The sequence below is a fragment of the Halococcus sp. PRR34 genome (assembly GCF_028617175.1).
GTDB classification, from domain to species: domain Archaea; phylum Halobacteriota; class Halobacteria; order Halobacteriales; family Halococcaceae; genus Halococcus; species Halococcus salifodinae.
In genome coordinates this window covers 35447-53952 of record NZ_JAQJDA010000002.1, presented here as the reverse complement: position 1 = coordinate 53952, position 18506 = coordinate 35447, and the positions used below count along the sequence as shown (strand labels likewise).

Sequence of the window (18506 nt, the reverse complement as noted above, 5' to 3'; positions counted from 1 at the left end):
GACGACGGCATCTTCGTTGCTCGTGACGACCTGAACAGCCGATCGAGTGATCCGTGTTTTCACACGATCGCATCACTCCGGTAGGAACGCCAGCGTCTTCTCGATGACTCGCTCGTGGTCCCGCAGGAACGAGTGGTCCTCGTCGGGAAGGATCACGAGCTCACCCTGGGGCAACCCCTCGGCGATCCGTTCCGCGTTGTCAACCGAGATGTTGTCGTCGTCACCCTGGAGGATCCGTGTGGGGACATCGACGCCGAACTCGCCGGGAGTCACCGACGGCAAGAGTTCGCGCGCCTCATCGGGAACGTTCTCGGCTCCCTCTGCGAGGACTGCGGGAGCCCACAGTATCAACCGATCGACGCCCTCCGGCAGATGCTCCAGAGCCACCCGGCCGCCGAGGCTCTTGGCGACCACGCTGACCGTCGAACAGCCGCGCGAACGCAGGAAATCGACGCCGGCTGCCAGTTCTGTGCGGAAGTCCTCGTCGGTCTTTTCCTCCAGTTCGTCGGGCGACATCCACGTCTCGAATCGGGCGACGTGGTGGCCCTTCTCGGCCGCCGCACGGGAAAAGCGGAGGAACACGTCGCCGAACGGGCCGTGTCCCGCCCCGGGCACAATCAGTACCCCACGATCCGAGGATTCTTCAGGTATGTTCAGTCGTCCCGGATACGCGCTGTCGCCGACTTCGAGCGTGACGTCTTCGGACATCGCTCGACACAGTCGGAACTATGGATACTAAAAATTTCTGGGAATTTGACATGAGAAGTTCTACAAATTTAAACCTGTCGTTCTTTCCCCAGTCATACCGGCGTCCATCCGGTCACGACCGCAACGAGTTCCCGATCTCGGCCACGACGAACAACGATTAAAGTCGCGTCGGTCCCACGATCGAGTATGTTCGACCCCGACGATCTCGCCGACATCCGCTCGGCCAAAGAAGAGTGGGAAGCAGAAACGCTCGATCCCGTCCTCGATCGGTTCGGCGAGCGAAAGGACACCTTCGAGACCGACACCGCGGGCCACGAGATCGATCGGCTCTACACCCCCGACGACGTGGGCGAGCGCGACTACCGCGAGGACGTCGGCTTCCCCGGCGAGGAGCCCTATACTCGTGGAGTGTATCCCACGATGTACCGTGGCCGGCTCTGGACGATGCGCCAGTACGCCGGAATGGGCACCGCTCGGGAGACCAACGAGCGCTTCCAGTATCTGATCGACGAGGGCCAGACGGGACTCTCGATGGCGTTCGACCTCCCGACCCAGATGGGGTACGACTCCGACAACGAGATGGCCGCGGGCGAGGTCGGCAAGTCGGGTGTGGCGATCGACTCGATACACGACATGGAGACCGTCTTCGAGGGCATCCCCTTGGACGAGGTCTCGACCAGCATGACGATCAACGCGCCCGCGAGCGTCCTACTCGCGATGTACATCGCGGTCGGCGATCGCCAGGGCATCGACCGCGAGGAGCTGCGAGGCACGATCCAGAACGACGTCCTGAAGGAGTACGTTGCGCGCAACACCTACATCTATCCGCCGGAGCCCTCGATGCGAATTATTACTGATATCTTCGAGTTCTGTGCGGAGGAGGTCCCCAGCTTCAACACCATCTCGATCTCGGGCTATCACATCCGCGAGGCGGGCTCGTCGGCGGCCCAGGAGATCGCTTTCACCCTCGGCAACGGCATCGAGTACGTCGAGGCCGCCACGGAGGCTGGCCTCGCCGTCGACGGTTTCGCGCCGCAGCTCTCCTTTTTCTTCGCGTCGTACAACAACGTCTTGGAGGAGGTCGCGAAGTTCCGGGCCGCGCGCCGGATGTGGGCGAAGATCATGGACGAGCGTTTCGACGCCGACGATCCCGACTCGAAACAGCTCAAGTTCCACACCCAGACCGCGGGCTCGACGCTGACCGCCCAGCAGATCGACAACAACATCGTCCGGGTGGCCTACCAGGCGCTCGCCGCCGTCCTCGGCGGGACCCAGAGCCTCCATACGAATGGGAAAGACGAGGCACTCGCACTCCCCACCGAGGAGAGCGTTCGCACAGCCCTGAGAACCCAGCAGATCCTCGCCCACGAATCGGGCGCGGCCGACACCATCGACCCGCTGGCGGGGAGTTACTACATCGAGAACCTCACCGACGAGCTGGAGGAGGAGGCGTTCGACATCCTCGACACCGTCGACGGGAAGGGCGGCATGCTCCAGGCCGTCGAGGACCAGTGGGTCCAGCGCGAGGTTCAAGATGTCGCCTTCGAGCGCCAACAAGAGATCGACGAGGGCGAGCGCGTGATCGTGGGCGTCAACGAGTACGAGGTCGACGAGGAGCCCGAAGTCGACATCGAGGAGGTCACCGAGGCCGATCAGCAGCGCCAGCGTGATCGGCTGCAGCATGTGCGCGACGAGCGCGACGACGCGGCCGCCGAGGACGCGCTTGCGGCGCTCCACGCAGCCGCCGAGGGCGACGACAACCTGATGCCGTATCTCGTCGATGCAGTGAAAGCCGAGGCCACCATCGGCGAGATCTGTGACACGATGCGCGACGTGTTCGGCGAGCACCAGGGCGGAGCCGCGCTATGAACGTCGATCACGCCGGCATCGCCACCGACGACGCCGACGTGCTCGCGGAGCTGTACACCGACTTGTTCGGGTTCGAGGTGGTTCACGAGGAGACGTTCGACGGGATGAGCGTCGTCTTCCTCGACTGTGGCGAGAGCTACTTCGAACTCCTCGAACCGCTCGACGGTGAGGGCGCGATCGCCAGATATCTCGATCGCAATGGGCCAGGCATCCACCACCTCGCGCTCGAAACCGACGATGTCGCGGCTGCGCTCGATCGGGCGCGAGAGCACGGTGTCGAACTCATCGACGACGAACCGCGGCCGGGCGCGTGGGGGCATAGCGTGGCCTTCCTCCACCCCGGATCGACCGGCGGCGTCCTGATCGAGTTCGTCGAACACTGACACGATCGGGCGACCGGGCGTCGGCTACGCTCCGGTGACTGCGTCGAGGATCGCCGCTTCGTTCTCCTCGACGATCGAGAGGTGGCCCTGATTCGGATAGACGTGCGCCTCGGCGGTGGGAATCCGATCAGTGTAGTGGAGTCCCATCGAGAGCGGAACGATCCGATCGGCCTTGCCGTACCAGAGATAGGTGGGCACGTCGATCGAGCCGAGATCGAACCCCCAGTCGTCGGCGAACACGGCGAGTTCCTGGGCGAGCGGGCCGTAGCCGTGACGGGTGGTCGCCTCGCGGCCGCTCTCCAGCAACGTCCAGCCGATTTCGCCACTCCAGCGCTCCGCGTCGACATCGGCGGCGGTCTCCGCGCGGGATGCGAGATACTCCTCGGGGTTCCGTCGTGCGGTGCGACCGTCGGACCAGAGCGAGAGCGTCGCGAGCGGCCTGGCGTACTTCGCCGTGAGGAACGGCAGCCGGTCGTCGAGGTCCACCGATTCGAGCGGTGCGAGGCCACAGACGATGCCGGTACGCTCGGTCCGCGGGAGGCGCGCGGCGCACGCTGCCGCGTACGGACCACCGCCAGAGATTCCCAGTACCGGGAACGAGCCGAGATCGAGCGCGTCGGCGAGGTCGGCCACGTCGTCGGTCCAGTCGGCGACCGTCCGGTTCGGGAGCGGGTCAGAGACGCCGAGACCGGGGCGTTCGGGCGCGATGATACGGAGGCCGCGCTCGCGCGCCGACCCATCGAGGAGCGCGCCGAACACCCGCGAGTTCGGAAACCCGTGGAAGACCACCAGCGGGTCGCCGTCGGGATCGCCGCAGTCGGCGTACCCGAGCGCCCGCCCGTCGCGACAGTCGACGGTCCTGGGATTCGCCCGGATGTCGCGAGCCACGTCGAGCATCGTCGATCCTGTCGGCGTCGCCTCGTCGGTCCCGAACAGTCCTGCGATCGTGCCCGCAACGTCGACCATGCCGTCGGTCGTCACGCCGTTCGTATCAGTCTTCCTGCGGTCGAGCGCCCCGCACGTGAACCGGGAACTGCCGTTTCCGGGCGTCGATAGTGCCGGATGGCGGGCGAGGTTCGGCGATCACTACTGCCCGAGCAGGTCCCGCATGCGATCGTGGAGCGTCGCGGGCGGATCGACGAACCACCGTGCTTCCAGGATCTCCTCGTCGTCGATCGCCGATGCCGGCTGTTCGGAACGCGCTCCGGAGCTCTCGTCGCCGCTGCGGGCCGCGAAATCGGTCGTCAGCATCGGGTACGACCGCGGCTCCTCGCTGTGCTCGATGGTTTTGACCCGGACGGCGAGCACGTCAGTCACCTCGCAACGGACGCCAGTCTCTTCTCGAACCTCGCGGACCGCCGTCGCGGCGAGCGAGTCGTCGGCCGCCTCGTAGCCGCCGCCTGGCGTCCCCCACGTCTCGGGCGCGTCGGGATGACGAACGAGCAGGACACGATCCCGTGAATCTCGGACCACCGCCCCGGCGTCAGCGAGCATCCCGGCCTCGCGGACGAGATCGAGGCCGTGCTCGTAGAATGAGGGATCGTTCTCGACGCGGGTCGTCGTGACTTCGAACACGCCGAACCGTTCGGCCAGGCACTCGCGTTCGGCCGCGACCGCCGCGCGGGCGTCGTCCTCGGTCGTCATCCATCCACCCTCGTCATCCGCCGTCGGTCGTGGTCGCCGATCCGGAATCGTTGCCGTCGAACGACTGGGTTTCGGGACCCTGCCCGACGATCTCGGTCGCGCCGGTTTCGAGGGTGACGAGCATCGCCTGGCCGCCGTAGCCGTGGGTCTGGTCGTGGCCGCGGACGACGACGCGTTCCGTTCCGTCCGGCACCTCGACGGTTTCCGAGCGCGTGAATCGCGTGGTGCCGTGTGGATGACGGAGTTCACGCCGGCCGAGTCGCTCCCCACCGAGGTTCTCGACCTGCCACCAGTTGGCGTAGCCGTCCTCGCCGTCGTCGTCGTGATAGAGCGTCACGTCGAAGCGGTAGCCGTCGGCGGTCGACTCGACTTCGACGCCGACGACGTTCGCTTCGCGGAGGTCGAGCTGGTCGCCCGTGGTCGTCCCTGGCGTCGCCGAGTCGGTTGCCACGGTGGTAGACGCGCCGGCCCCCGCTGTGGGGCTCGTCTCGGCTGTCGTGGCGGCGTCCGTAGTGGTCCCGTCAGCAGCGGTCGAATCCGATCCCTCCGTATCCGTCGTCGCGGTCTCCTCGCTGTCGCCGCCGCCGTCACCGCCGAGACAGCCGGCGAGTGACCCGCCGATCGCAGCCGCGAGCGTGAGGTATCGTCGGCGAGTCGCCGTCGATCCGGGTCGATATCGACTCATGGTTGACACTCGGGCGCGTACGCCATCTATTCGTCGGCTACTCACTCCCCCAGCCAACAGGCGGGGTAGCGATCGCGGTGCGGGCCTGGCGTCCTGCGTTCGCGGCGCGAATGCAGGGCTCAGGAGAGCGAAGCTCTCCTGGCGGATCGAGGGCGAGGCCCGTGGGGCCGAGGGCTCGGGCGGTGCTGTGCGGTTGCGGGGAGGATAGAAATCTCACCGCGAGCGAACAAAGTGAGCGAGCGGGAGTTTTTGATAAACGTTTTTGCAAGGGGTTGAGCGCGAGCGGAGCGAGCGCGATCCCCCGCAGTAAAAACGTTTAGCCGAAGTTCTCGATCTTCGCCCTGTCGGGGTCGCCGCCGGCGGCTGCGAGCGCATCGGTTGCGGCGTCGAGGAAATCAGCGAACCCGTAGACGAACACCTGTTCGTTCTCGCCACCGGCGAGTGCGTCCACCGTCGGATCGGTCAGATCGGCGTCCGAACCGACGACGTGGACGGTTGCGCCAGCGTCGCGGAGCGCGTCGAGGCGGTCCTCGTGGACGGGATCGTCGTCGCGATAGACCACCGCGGTCTCGCCGCCGTCGTCGAGGGTGCGTTCGGCGATCCCGATCGCGGGCCCGACTCCCGGACCGCCCGCGAGGACGGTGGTCCGAGGTTCGTCCTCGTAGTGGGCGCTGCCGAACGGCCCCGCCATCGTCACCGAATCGCCGGCGTCGAGCTCCGCGAGGTAGGGGGCGACCTCGCCGTCGGGATCGACACCGACGGTGACCTCAAACGTGTCCGCCACTGAGGACGAAGAGAGCGTGTAAAACCGCGAGCGTTGCTCGCCATCGACATCGAGCGAGAGCTTGACGAACTGGCCGGGCCGGGCGTCGAACCCGTCGGGAGTTTCGAGATCGAGCGCGATGGTTTCCGGTCCGACCGCCCGGTTGTCGCGCACGCGCGTTCGTGTCGCTTCCATGCCGACGCTGGGCGTGGCCCGGCCAAAGGGACTTCGATACACCCGTCGAGAGGATCGGTATCGGTGATCGTGACGGGGTGATTCGGGCGGCAGCGAATCCTGTGAACCGAAAACACGATCGTACTCGTCGGTGATGTAGACGATCGTTCCGAAGCCTTTTCGTCCGCAGATGGCGTACCCGGACCCAGCACATGCCAGACGATTTGAACTGGGCCATCGGTGGAGAGGCCGGCGACGGGATCAACTCCACGGGGAAGATCTTCGCGCAGGCGCTCTCGCGGGCGGGCCGCCACGTCTTCACCTCCAAGGACTTCGCCTCGCGGATCCGCGGGGGGTACACCGCCTACAAGGTCCGGAGTTCGACCGAGCGCGTCGAGTCGGTCGTCGATCGGCTCGACATTCTGATCGCGCTGACCCAGCGCACGGTCGAGGAGAACATGGACGAACTCCACGAGGGCTCGGTCATCATCTACGACGGCGAGCGCACGATGATGGAGGACTTCGAGGCCCCCGAGGGGATGATCGGGCTTCCCGTCCCGCTCAAACGCCTCGCGGAGGACGCCGGCGGCGCGCTCATGCAGAACATCGTGGCGCTCGGCGCGGCCTGTGAGGTCGCGAACTTCCCGATCGAGAACCTCGACGAAGCGCTCGAAAAGCGCTTCGGCGACAAGGGCGAGTCGATCGTCGCGAACAACCGCCAGGCCGCGCGGCTCGGCGAGGAACACGTCGTCGAGGAGCTCGACCACGACGAGTTCGACTACGACATCGAGACCACCGACAACGACTACGTCCTGCTGAACGGTGACGAGGCCATCGGCATGGGTGCGATCGCCGCGGGCTGTCGGTTCTACTCGGGCTACCCCATCACCCCCGCGACCGACGTGATGGAGTACCTCAAGGGCCGGCTCGAACGCTACGGCGGCCACGTAATGCAGGCCGAGGACGAACTCGCCGCCATCAACATGGCGCTCGGCGCGGCGCGGGCGGGTGCGCGTTCGATGACCGCGACCAGTGGCCCAGGCATCGACCTGATGACCGAAACGTTCGGCCTCGTCGCCACCAGCGAGACGCCGCTCGTGATCTGTGACGTGATGCGATCGGGCCCCTCGACCGGGATGCCAACCAAACAGGAACAGGGCGACCTCGACATGCTCCTGTACGGTGGCCACGGCGAGATTCCGCGGTTCGTGGTCGCACCGACCACGATATCGGAGTGTTTCCACAAGACGATCGAGGCGTTCAACCTCGCCGAGAAGTACCAGACGCCGGTCTATCTGGTGGGCGATCTCGCGCTCGCGGTCTCCGAACAGACGTTCGAGCCCGAGGAGTTCGACATGGACAGTGTGAAGATCGACCGCGGCAAGCTCGTCGACGAGAACGAGATCGATTCGTGGCTCAACGACAGCGACCAGTTCCAGCCCCACTTCCCGGCCGCCGACGGCATCAGCCCGCGCACGCTGCCTGGAACGTCGGGCGGCGCACACATGACGACCGGACTCGAACACGACGAGCTCGGTCGCCGGACCGAGGAGCAAGAGGTGCGGATCGAGCAGGTCGACAAACGCAATCAGAAGGTCGAGACCGCCAAAAACGAGGAAGACTGGGACTACCGCGAGTTCGGCGACAGCGATGCCGACACGCTCGTCCTCTCGTGGGGATCGAACGAGGGCGCGATGCGCGAGGCGATGGGCTTTCTCGACGAGGCCGACATCGACGTTCGATTCTTCTCGGTTCCGTACATGTTCCCCCGGCCTGATCTCACCGAGGAGATCGAGGCCGCCGACGAAGTCATCGTGGTGGAGTGTAATGCGACCGGACAGTTCGCCGATGTGGTCGAAGGCGACACGCTTACCCGAGTCAAACGGATAAACAAGTACAACGGCGTGCGGTTCAAGGCCGACGAACTGGCCGAGCGGATCACCGAGAAACTCGACGCGGCCCAGGAGGTTCCCACATGAGTTCAGACGTCAGGTTCACCGACTTCAAGTCCGACAAGCAGCCCACGTGGTGTCCCGGCTGTGGCGACTTCGGCACCATGAACGGCATGATGAAGGCGCTCGCCAACACCGGCAACGACCCCGACAACACGTTCGTCGTGGCGGGAATCGGCTGCTCGGGCAAGATCGGCACGTACATGCACAGCTACGCACTCCACGGCGTCCACGGCCGTGCGCTCCCGGTTGGCATCGGCGTCAAGAGCGCGAACCCCGACCTCGAAGTCATGGTCTCGGGCGGCGACGGCGACGGCTACTCCATCGGCGCTGGTCACTTCGTCCACGCAGTACGACGAAACATGGACATGACCTACGTCGTGATGGACAACCGCATCTACGGGCTGACGAAGGGACAGGCCTCGCCGACGTCGCGCGAGGACTTCGAGACGGCGACGACGCCCGACGGGCCGAAACAGGCTCCGGTCAACCCGCTCGCGCTCGCGCTCGCCGCCGACGGCAGCTTCATCGCCCAGTCCTTTTCGTCGGACGCCCAGCGCCACACCGAGATCGTCCAGCAGGCGGTCGAACACGACGGCTTCGGGTTCGTGAACGTCTACAGTCCGTGTGTCACGTTCAACGACGTCGACACCTACGACTACTTCCGGGATGCGATCGTCGATCTCGACGAGGAAGGTCACGACCCGACCGACCGCGACGCCGCCCAAAAGAAGATCATGGACGAGGACACCGAGTATCAGGGCGTCATCTACCAGGACGAGGAGTCGGAGCCGTACAACGAACGCCACGGCCTCGACGAGAACATGGCCGACATCCCCGACGGCGCACCCGAGAACGCCACCGACCTCGTTCGCGAGTTCTACTAAGCACCCACTTTTTTACGGTGAGGGGTGTCCTCGCGCGCCTGTGGCGCGCTGCGGGCACCCCTCCCCGCAAAAACCTGGACTAAAAACACCCGCTCGCTCACTCGCTGCGCTCGTTCGCTCGCGGCGAACCGTGCTCGCTTCGCTCGCACGGACATCGATTCGCAACCGCACAGCACCGCCGAAGCCCTCACCGCGCGCTCCCCTCGTTCCCGTGAGCAAAGCGAACGGGAGCTCGGAGTCGTTCGAAAGGCGCTTCGCGCCTTTCGTGATGACGAGGGAGCTTCGCTCCCTCGAACCACGCGCGAAGCGTGCTCCGGTGTTCGCTACTCACTCGCTTCGCTCGTTCGCGCGTCTCGCCCTTCATCCACCAGGACCGCACCGCCGCAAAGTAAATCAATCAAAAGTGGAGACAGCGGGGAATCACGGGTCGGTTCCCGTCGCTATCGATTTGGAGAACGGTGAGAAGTCGTGGAGCGCTGTCGACGCTAGCTCGACTGACGTTCGTTCCACGCGATGCGTGCCCGCTGGCTCGCGGGAATCAGCACCCAGAAGACGAGCGCGCCGACGATGGCGAACCAGAACAGGGCTTCTCGAAGGGTGAGCGAGAGCGTGCCGAACAGTTCGAGACCGGAGGGTGGCTCGGCGATGAGCTGCTTCGGCGACTCGAAGCTCTCGGTGGCATACCAGCCCGAGAGCACCATCCACCCGAGCAGCCCACCGGTGAGCATCGCCAGGCCCTTGGCGAATTCGTCACTCATTGCCCGAGAGTTCGTCGCTGTCGTCTTGAGCGTTCCGCATCCCCGCAGTGCGAAAGCGGGTGCCGAGCACGTACACCCCGGCACCGACCGCGATGAGCCCGAGCCCGATCAGGACGAGCACGAGCGAGATCACGCCCGAGCCGACCGGGAGCCCGATCGATGGCAGCAGATCGAACAGCACTGGCAGCGGGCCAGCCTCGGCGGTGGCAGCGTCGAGAAAGGCGAAGCCGAGCAGTACGCAGACGATCGCGAGTAGCGTCGAGAACACCGTGACCGCCTTGTAGGTTCGCAGCGGGACGACGATCTCGCGACCCCTGCTCCCGCCGTCGCTGCCGTCGGCCTCGGAGCCGGTGTCGGAGCTCACGACGCTATCGCGGCGGTCGGAGCCGGTAGTACCGACGGTTCAGGTCGAACATGTACCCCTCGCGCATCGCACGCAGGATGCCGTAGGTGATGAACCCTGCCACGAACGGCAGGAGGAAGGTGAGATCGAACAGGAGATGGGTGTCGAACCACGTCGGCATGAGGTTCTTGATCGACAGCGCGCTGATCATCACGGCGAACACCACGCCGAACATGCCGACGGCCGACCAGAACGGCTGCTCGACCGGCCGGCGCGCACTCCCCTTGTTGAGGAACGGAACGATCGCGATGAACCCGACCACCACGAGATTGGCGAGCACACCGTACGTGGAGTCCTGGAGGAGCTTCTTCCCACCCAGAACGGCGAGGTCGGGGTTCAGCGGCCCGAGTTTCAGCAGGCCGAACGACCAGTAGAGATACCAGTCCGGCAGGATGATCGCGGGCGTCTGGCTTGGGTTCGCGGGTGCGCCGAGGTGTGGCGGCAGCGTCGCCGCGAGGAAGATGATCAGTCCGACGAAGAAGCTCGTCAGCGCGAGGTTGCGGACCATCTCGTGGGGCCACGTCGGGAACGCGAGCACGTCGCGCTCGACGTAGCTCGACTCGGTGCGGAGGTCCTGATCCTCACGGCGCGAACGTTCGAAGTACTCGTAGGTCAGCCGCGAGAGCCCCTGAGTGCGCTCCTTGCGCTCGCCCCACGTCGGGGTCTCGTCGTCGGGCGCGACGATGCCGGTGCCGTCGGCGGCGACGCCCTCGCCCGTGTCGGTCCCGCTCGATTCGTCCGTGTCGGTGGCGTTGTCTCGGGTCATTGATCTAGTGGGGTTCCGCGATGCCCTGCATCCAGACGATGCCGATGTGCACGGCGATCAGCGCCGTCACCACGAACGGTAAGAAGAACACGTGGAGGATATACATCCGCATCAGGGTGGCCTGACCCAGCGAGAACCCGCCGAAGATGAGCTGTGCGACCCACTCGCCGATGAGCGGGATCGAGAGGCTCATCTCGACGCCGATCTGGCCGGCCCAGTACGCGAGCTGGTCCCACGTCAGCAGGTAGCCGGTGTAGCCGAACACCATCGTGAGCGAGATGAGGACGATGCCGAGGATCCAGTTGAGCTCGCGTGGCTCCTTGTACGCGCCGGTGAAGTAGACCCGGAGCATGTGGAGGAACACGGCGGCTGTCATCACCTGCGCCGACCACCGGTGAATGCTCCGGAGCATGAACCCGAAGTTGATGTCGGTCATGATCGCGGTAAGCGAACAGTACGCCACCGACGCGCCGTCGATGGTACAGGCCCCCGAGGCTGCCGCTGGCGAGTAGTAAAAGCCGAGTAGCGCGCCCGAGATGGCCGCCACCACATAGGCGATCGTCGAGAAGCTCCCGAGCGCGTACAGCGGGTACCAGTACCAGAACTTGTTGTCGAGGTTGTACTGCTCGGTGTGGCTCTTGGGCATCTGGAGATTGACCTTGTAGTAGAGGTTCTCCAGAACCTCGAGGTAGTCGACCAGCCGCAGCCGCTTGTCGAGCCAGAGCAAGACGGTGAGATACGCCCCCTCGATCGGGGTGAGGTCCTTCCGCTCCATCCACCCCTCGTGGTCGTGGTCGTCGCTCCGTTCGAGACTCATGGGTTACTCACCACCGCCGGAGCCCGACTCACTACTGCTGCCGGTGTCCTCGGGCCGCGGCAGCGACGTGAACTGCCGTTCAACGATGCTGAACGGATCGTACACCGACTGGTGGCACGGACAGTACACCGCGTCCGCCGCGCCGAAGTCGGCGGTCTGTTTGAACCCGGGGACACAACAGAAGTGGGTACACTTGTTGAGCCACGCGATGAACCCCTGTGACGTGCTCGCTTGCAGCCACTCCCGGATCGCGGGATCGCTCGCGTTCTGAGCGAGCTCCTCGATCCGCGTGCTCCGCATCACCTGTACCGGAACCGTCTCCTGTGGCGAGAGGTCCTGCGAGCGCCATGTCGCCGATGCGGGCTTACCGATGCCGGCCGTGCCGACATCGTTACCCCACGTCTCGTAGTCGTCGAACATGTCGACGGTGAGCTTGTCTCCGGGGCTGAGCTCGCTCTGCCACTCGAAGCTCGGCTGGGGGCCCGATCGGAGGAAGTTGCTCTGGTCGGCACCAGGTCGGATGCCGGGGTACGTCTGGACGCCACAGTACTGGAACCACTCGCTGGAGTAGGTGGTGCCACCGAGCTGCATCTCAGCGAGCTGGACCTCCTCGTTGTTGACCGTCTCCGTCTTCACTTCGGGCCAGATCCCTTTGATCTCTCCGTTGCCGGTGACTTCGATGGGGATCTGTGGCAGTCCACGTGGAGCCGGCCCGTCGGTGTTCTCGATGCCGTAGTACTGGACTGCCCCGCCACCGGCCCCCGAGGAGGTGGTGGTGAGGTTGGTCGCGAGCGCGGTCGAAATCCCGGTCGCACCGAGCGCCGAGGCACCGACGACGCCCTTCACGAACCGTCTCCGTCCCGATTCGGCTGGGTATCGGTCTTCGTTCTCTGGCATGGTTTATCGCTTGTAGTAGGGGTAGACTGCACGTTTCACGGAGTCCCACGCGCCGTCGGTGGCGCTCGTCCCCGTCTGCTGTTCCTCGCGGATATAGAGATCCTCCCACTTCCGGCGGCGCTTTTTGACGATCATCACGTCCGGCAGGAACTCCTTGCGGTAGAGCATGAGAATGAAGGCGAGATCCACGAACACGATCGCGAGCGCCGCGCCGAGATACATGTTGCCGAGCTCGTCCGTCCCCCAGCCACTGACGAGGCCGTAGGCGAACAGCCCGACGAACACCACTTCGACCACCGTCAGAAGGACGATCGCGATCGCTGCTGCGGTGCTCTCGCGGGCCGGCTCGTACCGGTGGATGTCGCCGTATGTGCTTCCGGAGGAGCTCATCAGTTGTTCCCTCCCTTCGCGTTCGGCGATTCACCGTACTTCAGCGTGAAGAAGCTATAGATCAACGAGAGGACCATCATCAGCAGGGTGGCGATCCCGACGAAATGCGCCTGGAACGCCACGCCCATCTCCTCGGGGTCGACTTCCTCCTCGCCGCCACCGCCACCACTGCTCGCGCCGCCCTCCTGAACGACGATCGTCCCGACCATCCCGACGGCCTCGTGGGGAGCACAGTGATAGGTGAACTCGCCGGCCTCCTGAAAGGTGTGCTGGAAGGTGATTCCGCTGCCTTCCTCCGGGCTTCCGCTGTTGAACGCGCCGTCGTCGGCGACGACGTTGTGTGCGCCACCCTCGCCGGTCCACTCCCAGACGATGGTGCTGCCGGGTGCGATGGTGGCTTCCTCGGGACCGAAGGAGGTTCCCGAACCTGTCCCGACCTCGACTGTTGTCGTGCTGCCACCACCACCACCGCCACCTGCGCTCTGGTTTCCACCGGTCGCGTTCCCACCGGTCGCGTTGCCACCGGTCGCGTTCCCACCGGTTGCGTTGCCACCGGTCGCGTTACCGCCACTCTGGTTTCCACCGGCGCTTTGATTGCCGCCAGTGGCGTTGCCGCCCCCGGTTTCGTTGCCGCCACCGGAGGCGTTGCCCTGCTGTGCGGCGGCCGCCCCGCTGGCGGCTGTGCCGCCGGCCGCGACACTTGTCGCCAGCAGAAAATCCCGCCTGTTCATGTGTGTCCGCACTCGGGTCTGGCTTCGCATAAGTCCACCGAATGCGGGGCCCGTGGCCACTATGCCGACGGGCGAGAGTCCTCGGCATCGCGCGCGTCGCTCCCCTGTTCGGACGTTCCGGAGTCCCGACCCTCGGTGTCGGCGTTCGCGATCTCGCCGGCCGGCTGTTCCCGATCGACGTCACGATATTTCTCCGGCAGGACGTCGGGACGCTCGCCCGAGCCGACGCCGACCGCCCGCAACCGGTCGCGGTACTCCTCCGCCCGGAACTTATCGGAGAGCCGTGCGTTCGCCACCTGAAGGAAGAGCACCAACGAGAACAGCACGAACAGCAGGCCGATCACGGGCGCGGCGATCGTACTGAGACCCGAGAGCACGAGATACGCGCCGATCAGTCCGAGACCGACGAGAAGCTGGGCGGCGGCGACGGCTTGCAGCATCCAGTTACCGAGTTCGCCGCCCCCTTCCGGCACCGTCGCGGGGTCGGGTAGCGGGTCGCCGTCGGGGGGCTCCGGCACGTCGTAGTCGTCCATCGAACAGAGCGCAACCGTGGGTTTGACGTCGCGCAATACGGTTCCTCGGCCCTCGACGCTGCCGTCGGGAGCGACGTGGGCGTACCCCTGGTCGGAGTACGCGAGCAGTCCGTCGTCGACGCGCTCGATCCGGGCGAACACCTCACGGCCGGCGATCCGACTCAGCAGATCGGCCTCGACACGGTCGAGGAGCTCCGTGCCCGTGATCCACGCCTCCTCGTCGAAGGCGGCGTCCCACTCCTCAGGGCTCATTTCGGCCATGTCCCGCGGCCCGAACTCCTCGAAATCGTAGGTTTCCTCGACCTGTCGACGGAGTTCGTCCGTCTCGTCGTCCGTAGCGTCCGCTCGGTCCGCTGGGCGGTCGCTCGCATCCGCGGTCCCGTCGTCGTTCGACGACGAGGATCGAGGATCGGCCATTGCTCTATCTACGCCACGGGCCGGGTTAGGCTTTCCGACCGCCCGCGAGCGGGTTTCGGCAGTCTTTAGCGCCCAGGACAGCGAGTTCGGCCATGTTCGGACTGGCCGACGCGGCGGTGGCGACGATCGTCGCGGCGCTGGTCACGGCGAGCTTTCCCTGCTTTCTCTACGGGGCGTGGATCATGATCGACACCGAGAACGTGACGTGGAGCGTGCTGACCTACCACCTCAAGTTCATCGTCACCGGGCTCGCGCTCACCACGATCCCTCTGCTGGTATGGATGCTCCCCCGGCTGTTCCAGCAGTTGGGCGGTGCGTCGGCGCTTCACGCCTTTCTTGGGCTCCAGGCGTACGCCATGCTCGCCTTCGGTTTCACGGGGATCGTCAGGATCTTTCGCGCGAAACGTCGGCACAACCTGTATCACGACTACGACGAGGACGTGCTCCTCGACGAGATCGGCTCCGATCGGATGGATCACTGGCGGAGCCGACTCCGGATCGGCGTGTTCGGCTACGTGATCTTCTGGCTGCTGGCGTACGTCGTGGGGATCGCCCGGTACGCGCTCCGCTATCTGGCCTGAATCGGGTCTCGTCGAACGAAAACCGATCGGTCCCGAGCCAGGATCAGTTCGGGACCGATCGGTGATGCCACGCGCAGCAGTGCAGCCCGGGGCTGGCTGCAGCCATCGCTTCGGGATACTCCACAAAAACCCCCGCCGGCCGTTCATCCGTTTTCGGTCGAAACGGTACGGAATCGTTCGAAACAAACGATCGTCCGGCGGCCGTCGGTCACCACGCCTCGTCGCTGGCGAGATCGACGGCAGAGTCGCGCTTCGACGAGGGACAGACGTCTTCGAGCGTGCAGTCGGCACAGTCGGGGTTTCGTGCGGTGCAGGTCGCCCGACCGTGGCTGATGAACAGATGGGTGAACGCCTGCCAGCGGTCCTCGGGCACGAACCCCATCAGATCGCTCTCGATTTTCTCGGGTCGTTCCTCGTCGGTGAGCCCGAGCCGCCGGGTGATCCGCTGGACGTGGGTGTCGACGACGATCCCCTCGACGACATCGTGTGCGTGCTGGAGCACGACGTTCGCGGTCTTGCGCCCCACACCAGGGAGGTCGGTGAGCGCGGCCATCGTGTCCGGAACCTCGCCATCGTGCTCCTCGACGACGAGTTGGGCCGACTCGCGGATGTAGCTCGCCTTGTTGTTGTAGTAGGTGATCGAGTTCAGGGCTTCGGCGAGTTCTTCTTGGGGCGCGTTCGCGAACGCTTCCGGCGACGGGTAGGTTTCGAACAGGTCGGCAGTCGTCTTGTTTACCCGCTCGTCGGTACACTGCGCCGAGAGGATCACCGCGACGAGGAGTTCGAACCGGGTCGAGAAATCGAGCGAGATCGTCGTGTCGGGGTACTCGGTCGCGAGGCGATCGATGACTTCCGTGGCCTGTGCCTCGCGCGAATCGAGCGGCGTTCCCATGCGGACGCATCCGACCGAGCGTGGTTTGAGGCGTTCGGTTCCGTCGACACCGCGTACTGAATACTCAGTTGGCTCGATACACCTCGTCGCGTCGCTCGTACTCCATCTCGCGGGCGACCGTCTCAGCAGTATCGGCCCCGAAATCCCGTTCGACGAGCCACAGCGCGAGATCGAGTCCCGAGGTGACGCCGCCGGCAGTGAGGACGTCGCCGTCGTCAACCACTCTCGCGTCGACCACGTTCGCTGCCGTTTCGCGGAGCTCGTTGATCGCCCCGTGGTGGGTGGTCGCCGGTCGGCCGTCGAGGACGCCGGCCGCGGCGAGGATCATCCCGCCGGTGCAGACCGACGCGACGCTCGCGCCGTTGCGGTGTCGTGCCGCGATCGCGTCCGGAAGGTCGCCCCGTTCGACCGCGGCTCGCGCGCCATGCTTCGCCCCATCCGTCCACCCGCCGCCGGGAACCACGACGAGGTCGGGGTCGTCAGCAAGATCGTCGAGCGCGCCGTCGGGTTCGACGACGAGCCCGTGACTCGCGGTCACTCGATTCGTGGGTTCGAGGGTGCAGAGTCCGACATCGAGATCGGCCCCCGCTTCGGCGGCGTTTTCGAACACCTCGTACGGGCCGATCGCGTCGAGTTCGTCGAACCCCTCGTAGAGGACGATTGCGATTGATTCGATCGGGTGTGTCGATCTCATACCATCGAATCGGTGGCTCAAGAGAAAAGGATTGAGTCGCTCGACACGCTTCTGGCTTGGTGGGTTCGAACGCCACTTCGGAACGAAGTTCGGTGCCGATGGTCGACTCGCCTATGACGAATCACGATGCAAATGAGAACCGCGAGCCACACCCTCCCCAACCGATTCGCTCGTTCGCTTTGCTCACTCGCTCATCCCTCGCGCGAGTCGTGCGCTTCGCGCACTCCCGCGCGCCACCGCCTCCAACAAAAAGCGGGCTCGTTACCGACAGCACCCTTCAGTGGAGAGCGCGGTTTCGGGACGTTTATTCGCGTGTCGGCCGCTTCGCACGGTATGAAAGCCACCGCGCGCGCGCATCCGATCCAGGGACTCGTCAAGTACCACGGCATGGTCGACGACGAGCTCCGGCTGCCGTACCACGACTCGATCAGCGTCTGCACCGCACCGAGCAACACCACCACCACGGTGGCGTTCGACGACTCGCTCGAAGAGGATCGGTACGTCGTCGACGACGAGACCGTGGAGGGGCGGGGGCGCGAGCGCATCGAGAGCGTCGTCTCGCGCGTGCGTGAACTCGCGGACGTCGAGGCTCCCGTACGCTTCGAGAGCGAGAGCAATTTCCCGACGAACGTGGGCTTCGGCTCGTCGTCGTCGGGCTTCGCGGCAGCGGCGATGGCCCTGACGACGGCGGCAGGGCTCGATCTCACCCTGCCCGAAATCTCGACGGTCGCGCGGCGTGGCTCGGCGTCGTCGGCGCGGGCGGTCACGGGCGGGTTCTCGGACCTCCACACGGGGCGCAACGACATCGACTGTCGCTCGGAGCGTATCGAGAGCGACCTCGAAGACGATCTCCGGATCGTGGCGGCGCTCGTGCCCGCGTACAAGGAAACCGAGGAAGCCCACCGTGAAGCCGCCGATAGCCACATGTTCGAGGCGCGACTCGCTCACATCCACGGCCAGCTCGCCGAGATGCGCGACGCGCTCCGGGCAGGCGATTTCGACCGCACCTTCGAACTCGCCGAACACGACTCGCTCTCGCTTGCCGCGACCACGATGACCGGCCCCGCCGGCTGGGTCTACTGGCAGCCCGAAACCCTCGAAATCTTCGCCACGGTCCGCGAGCTGCGGGAATCGGGCGTTCCGGTCTACTTCTCGACAGACACGGGCGCGAGCGTCTACATCAACACTACGGCCGAGCACGTCGAGCGCGTCGAGGAGCGCATCGCCGACTGCGGTGTCGACACCCGCGTCTGGGAGGTCGGCGGTCCCGCGCGCGTGCTCGACGAGTCCGAAGCGCTGTTCTGACCTCACGCGATTCGAGTGGGGTTGGCGGTGCTGAGTGGTTGCGGTTGGCGCGTGCTGCGCGCCGCTTGTCGGCGCGCAACACCGCGCGAGGGATGACCGAGTGATGCGAACGAGGGAGTCGGCTGGGGAGGGAGTGGCCTGCAGTTCTCAGTTGTCTCGGGTAACTGTGAGGCGTTTCGGAGCACACACCAGTTTTCCATCGATTTGTCGCATCAAGAGGCAGATTCTAGCCAACTTCACGTCACTCTCGACAATAC

21 protein-coding genes are annotated in these 18506 nt (G+C 65.4%); 6 read left to right on the top strand and 15 right to left on the bottom strand.

The genetic code is table 11. From position 1 onward, the window contains the following. Nucleotides 1–72: 72 nt before the first annotated feature. On the bottom strand, nucleotides 73–708 hold the full coding sequence (locus tag PHA81_RS03585) for an alpha/beta hydrolase (protein WP_273835264.1): 636 nt from the start codon (nucleotides 706–708) through the stop codon (nucleotides 73–75). 186 nt (nucleotides 709–894) lie between these two features. On the opposite strand from PHA81_RS03585, the gene PHA81_RS03580 reads away from it, so the two are divergent. Beyond that, complete coding sequence (locus PHA81_RS03580) at nucleotides 895–2577, top strand: methylmalonyl-CoA mutase family protein (RefSeq protein WP_273835262.1); 1683 nt, start codon at nucleotides 895–897, stop codon at nucleotides 2575–2577. Next, entirely contained in the window at nucleotides 2574–2960 is a 387-nt protein-coding gene (gene mce, locus PHA81_RS03575) for a methylmalonyl-CoA epimerase (RefSeq protein ID WP_273835260.1), read from the top strand. Before PHA81_RS03580 ends, mce begins: the two co-directional genes overlap by 4 nt. Nucleotides 2961–2984: 24 nt before the next feature. On the opposite strand, the gene PHA81_RS03570 is transcribed toward mce, so the two are convergent. The 4 genes from PHA81_RS03570 to PHA81_RS03555 all read right to left on the bottom strand — a co-directional run bounded on the left by PHA81_RS03570 (nucleotide 2985) and on the right by PHA81_RS03555 (nucleotide 6247). Beyond that, nucleotides 2985–3926 carry an alpha/beta hydrolase gene (locus PHA81_RS03570; protein ID WP_273835259.1) on the bottom strand — a complete coding sequence of 314 codons (942 nt, stop codon included), beginning with the start codon at nucleotides 3924–3926 and terminating at the stop codon, nucleotides 2985–2987. A 120-nt stretch (nucleotides 3927–4046) separates the two neighbouring features. Then, the gene (locus tag PHA81_RS03565; protein ID WP_273835257.1) at nucleotides 4047–4604 is read right to left on the bottom strand and encodes an NUDIX hydrolase; all 558 of its coding nucleotides are present in this window, start codon (nucleotides 4602–4604) and stop codon (nucleotides 4047–4049) included. Between the two features lie 13 nt (nucleotides 4605–4617). Next, nucleotides 4618–5289, bottom strand: a complete 672-nt coding sequence (locus PHA81_RS03560) for a hypothetical protein (RefSeq protein ID WP_273835256.1) — start codon at nucleotides 5287–5289, stop codon at nucleotides 4618–4620. Between the two features lie 316 nt (nucleotides 5290–5605). After that, a complete protein-coding gene (locus PHA81_RS03555; protein ID WP_273835255.1) occupies nucleotides 5606–6247 on the bottom strand; it encodes an FAD-dependent oxidoreductase in 642 nt (213 codons plus the stop codon). 191 nt (nucleotides 6248–6438) lie between these two features. Between PHA81_RS03555 and PHA81_RS03550 the strand changes: the two genes are divergently transcribed. Next, nucleotides 6439–8205, top strand: a complete 1767-nt coding sequence (locus PHA81_RS03550) for a 2-oxoacid:acceptor oxidoreductase subunit alpha (protein ID WP_273835254.1) — start codon at nucleotides 6439–6441, stop codon at nucleotides 8203–8205. Continuing rightward, the gene (locus PHA81_RS03545; RefSeq protein WP_273835253.1) at nucleotides 8202–9065 is read left to right on the top strand and encodes a 2-oxoacid:ferredoxin oxidoreductase subunit beta; all 864 of its coding nucleotides are present in this window, start codon (nucleotides 8202–8204) and stop codon (nucleotides 9063–9065) included. The genes PHA81_RS03550 and PHA81_RS03545 overlap by 4 nt, the downstream gene beginning before the upstream one ends. Before the next feature lie 485 nt (nucleotides 9066–9550). On the opposite strand, the gene PHA81_RS03540 is transcribed toward PHA81_RS03545, so the two are convergent. The 8 genes from PHA81_RS03540 to PHA81_RS03505 are packed head-to-tail and all read right to left on the bottom strand — an operon-like array spanning nucleotide 9551 to nucleotide 14777. After that, nucleotides 9551–9823 (bottom strand): hypothetical protein, encoded by a 273-nt coding sequence (locus tag PHA81_RS03540; protein WP_005044378.1) that lies wholly within the window; start codon nucleotides 9821–9823, stop codon nucleotides 9551–9553. Further along, nucleotides 9816–10187, bottom strand: coding sequence for a hypothetical protein (locus PHA81_RS03535; protein WP_273835252.1), 372 nt, complete (start codon nucleotides 10185–10187; stop codon nucleotides 9816–9818). The genes PHA81_RS03540 and PHA81_RS03535 overlap by 8 nt, the downstream gene beginning before the upstream one ends. Before the next feature lie 4 nt (nucleotides 10188–10191). Then, nucleotides 10192–10992, bottom strand: a complete 801-nt coding sequence (locus tag PHA81_RS03530) for a cytochrome b (RefSeq protein WP_005044374.1) — start codon at nucleotides 10990–10992, stop codon at nucleotides 10192–10194. A 4-nt stretch (nucleotides 10993–10996) separates the two neighbouring features. Beyond that, nucleotides 10997–11809, bottom strand: a complete 813-nt coding sequence (locus PHA81_RS03525) for a cytochrome bc complex cytochrome b subunit (protein ID WP_005044373.1) — start codon at nucleotides 11807–11809, stop codon at nucleotides 10997–10999. A 3-nt stretch (nucleotides 11810–11812) separates the two neighbouring features. After that, nucleotides 11813–12706, bottom strand: coding sequence for a ubiquinol-cytochrome c reductase iron-sulfur subunit (locus PHA81_RS03520; RefSeq protein WP_273835246.1), 894 nt, complete (start codon nucleotides 12704–12706; stop codon nucleotides 11813–11815). Nucleotides 12707–12709: 3 nt separating this feature from the next. After that, nucleotides 12710–13096 (bottom strand): hypothetical protein, encoded by a 387-nt coding sequence (locus PHA81_RS03515; RefSeq protein WP_005044369.1) that lies wholly within the window; start codon nucleotides 13094–13096, stop codon nucleotides 12710–12712. Beyond that, nucleotides 13096–13827, bottom strand: coding sequence for a plastocyanin/azurin family copper-binding protein (locus PHA81_RS03510; protein WP_273835244.1), 732 nt, complete (start codon nucleotides 13825–13827; stop codon nucleotides 13096–13098). The genes PHA81_RS03515 and PHA81_RS03510 overlap by 1 nt, the downstream gene beginning before the upstream one ends. A 59-nt stretch (nucleotides 13828–13886) precedes the next feature. Continuing rightward, nucleotides 13887–14777 (bottom strand): hypothetical protein, encoded by an 891-nt coding sequence (locus PHA81_RS03505; RefSeq protein WP_273835243.1) that lies wholly within the window; start codon nucleotides 14775–14777, stop codon nucleotides 13887–13889. Nucleotides 14778–14869: 92 nt separating this feature from the next. Here PHA81_RS03505 and PHA81_RS03500 point away from each other — a divergent pair, with 92 nt between their 5' ends. Continuing rightward, nucleotides 14870–15358: a hypothetical protein gene (locus tag PHA81_RS03500; protein ID WP_005044362.1), complete on the top strand. Its 489-nt coding sequence runs from the start codon at nucleotides 14870–14872 to the stop codon at nucleotides 15356–15358. A gap of 208 nt (nucleotides 15359–15566) precedes the next feature. On the opposite strand, the gene nth is transcribed toward PHA81_RS03500, so the two are convergent. Next, nucleotides 15567–16250 (bottom strand): endonuclease III, encoded by a 684-nt coding sequence (gene nth, locus PHA81_RS03495; RefSeq protein WP_005044360.1) that lies wholly within the window; start codon nucleotides 16248–16250, stop codon nucleotides 15567–15569. Nucleotides 16251–16314: 64 nt separating this feature from the next. Then, nucleotides 16315–16944 (bottom strand): DJ-1/PfpI family protein, encoded by a 630-nt coding sequence (locus PHA81_RS03490; protein WP_273835239.1) that lies wholly within the window; start codon nucleotides 16942–16944, stop codon nucleotides 16315–16317. Nucleotides 16945–17277: 333 nt separating this feature from the next. Between PHA81_RS03490 and mvaD the strand changes: the two genes are divergently transcribed. Next, nucleotides 17278–18249 carry a phosphomevalonate decarboxylase MvaD gene (gene mvaD, locus PHA81_RS03485; RefSeq protein ID WP_273835237.1) on the top strand — a complete coding sequence of 324 codons (972 nt, stop codon included), beginning with the start codon at nucleotides 17278–17280 and terminating at the stop codon, nucleotides 18247–18249. Nucleotides 18250–18506 lie beyond the last annotated feature (257 nt).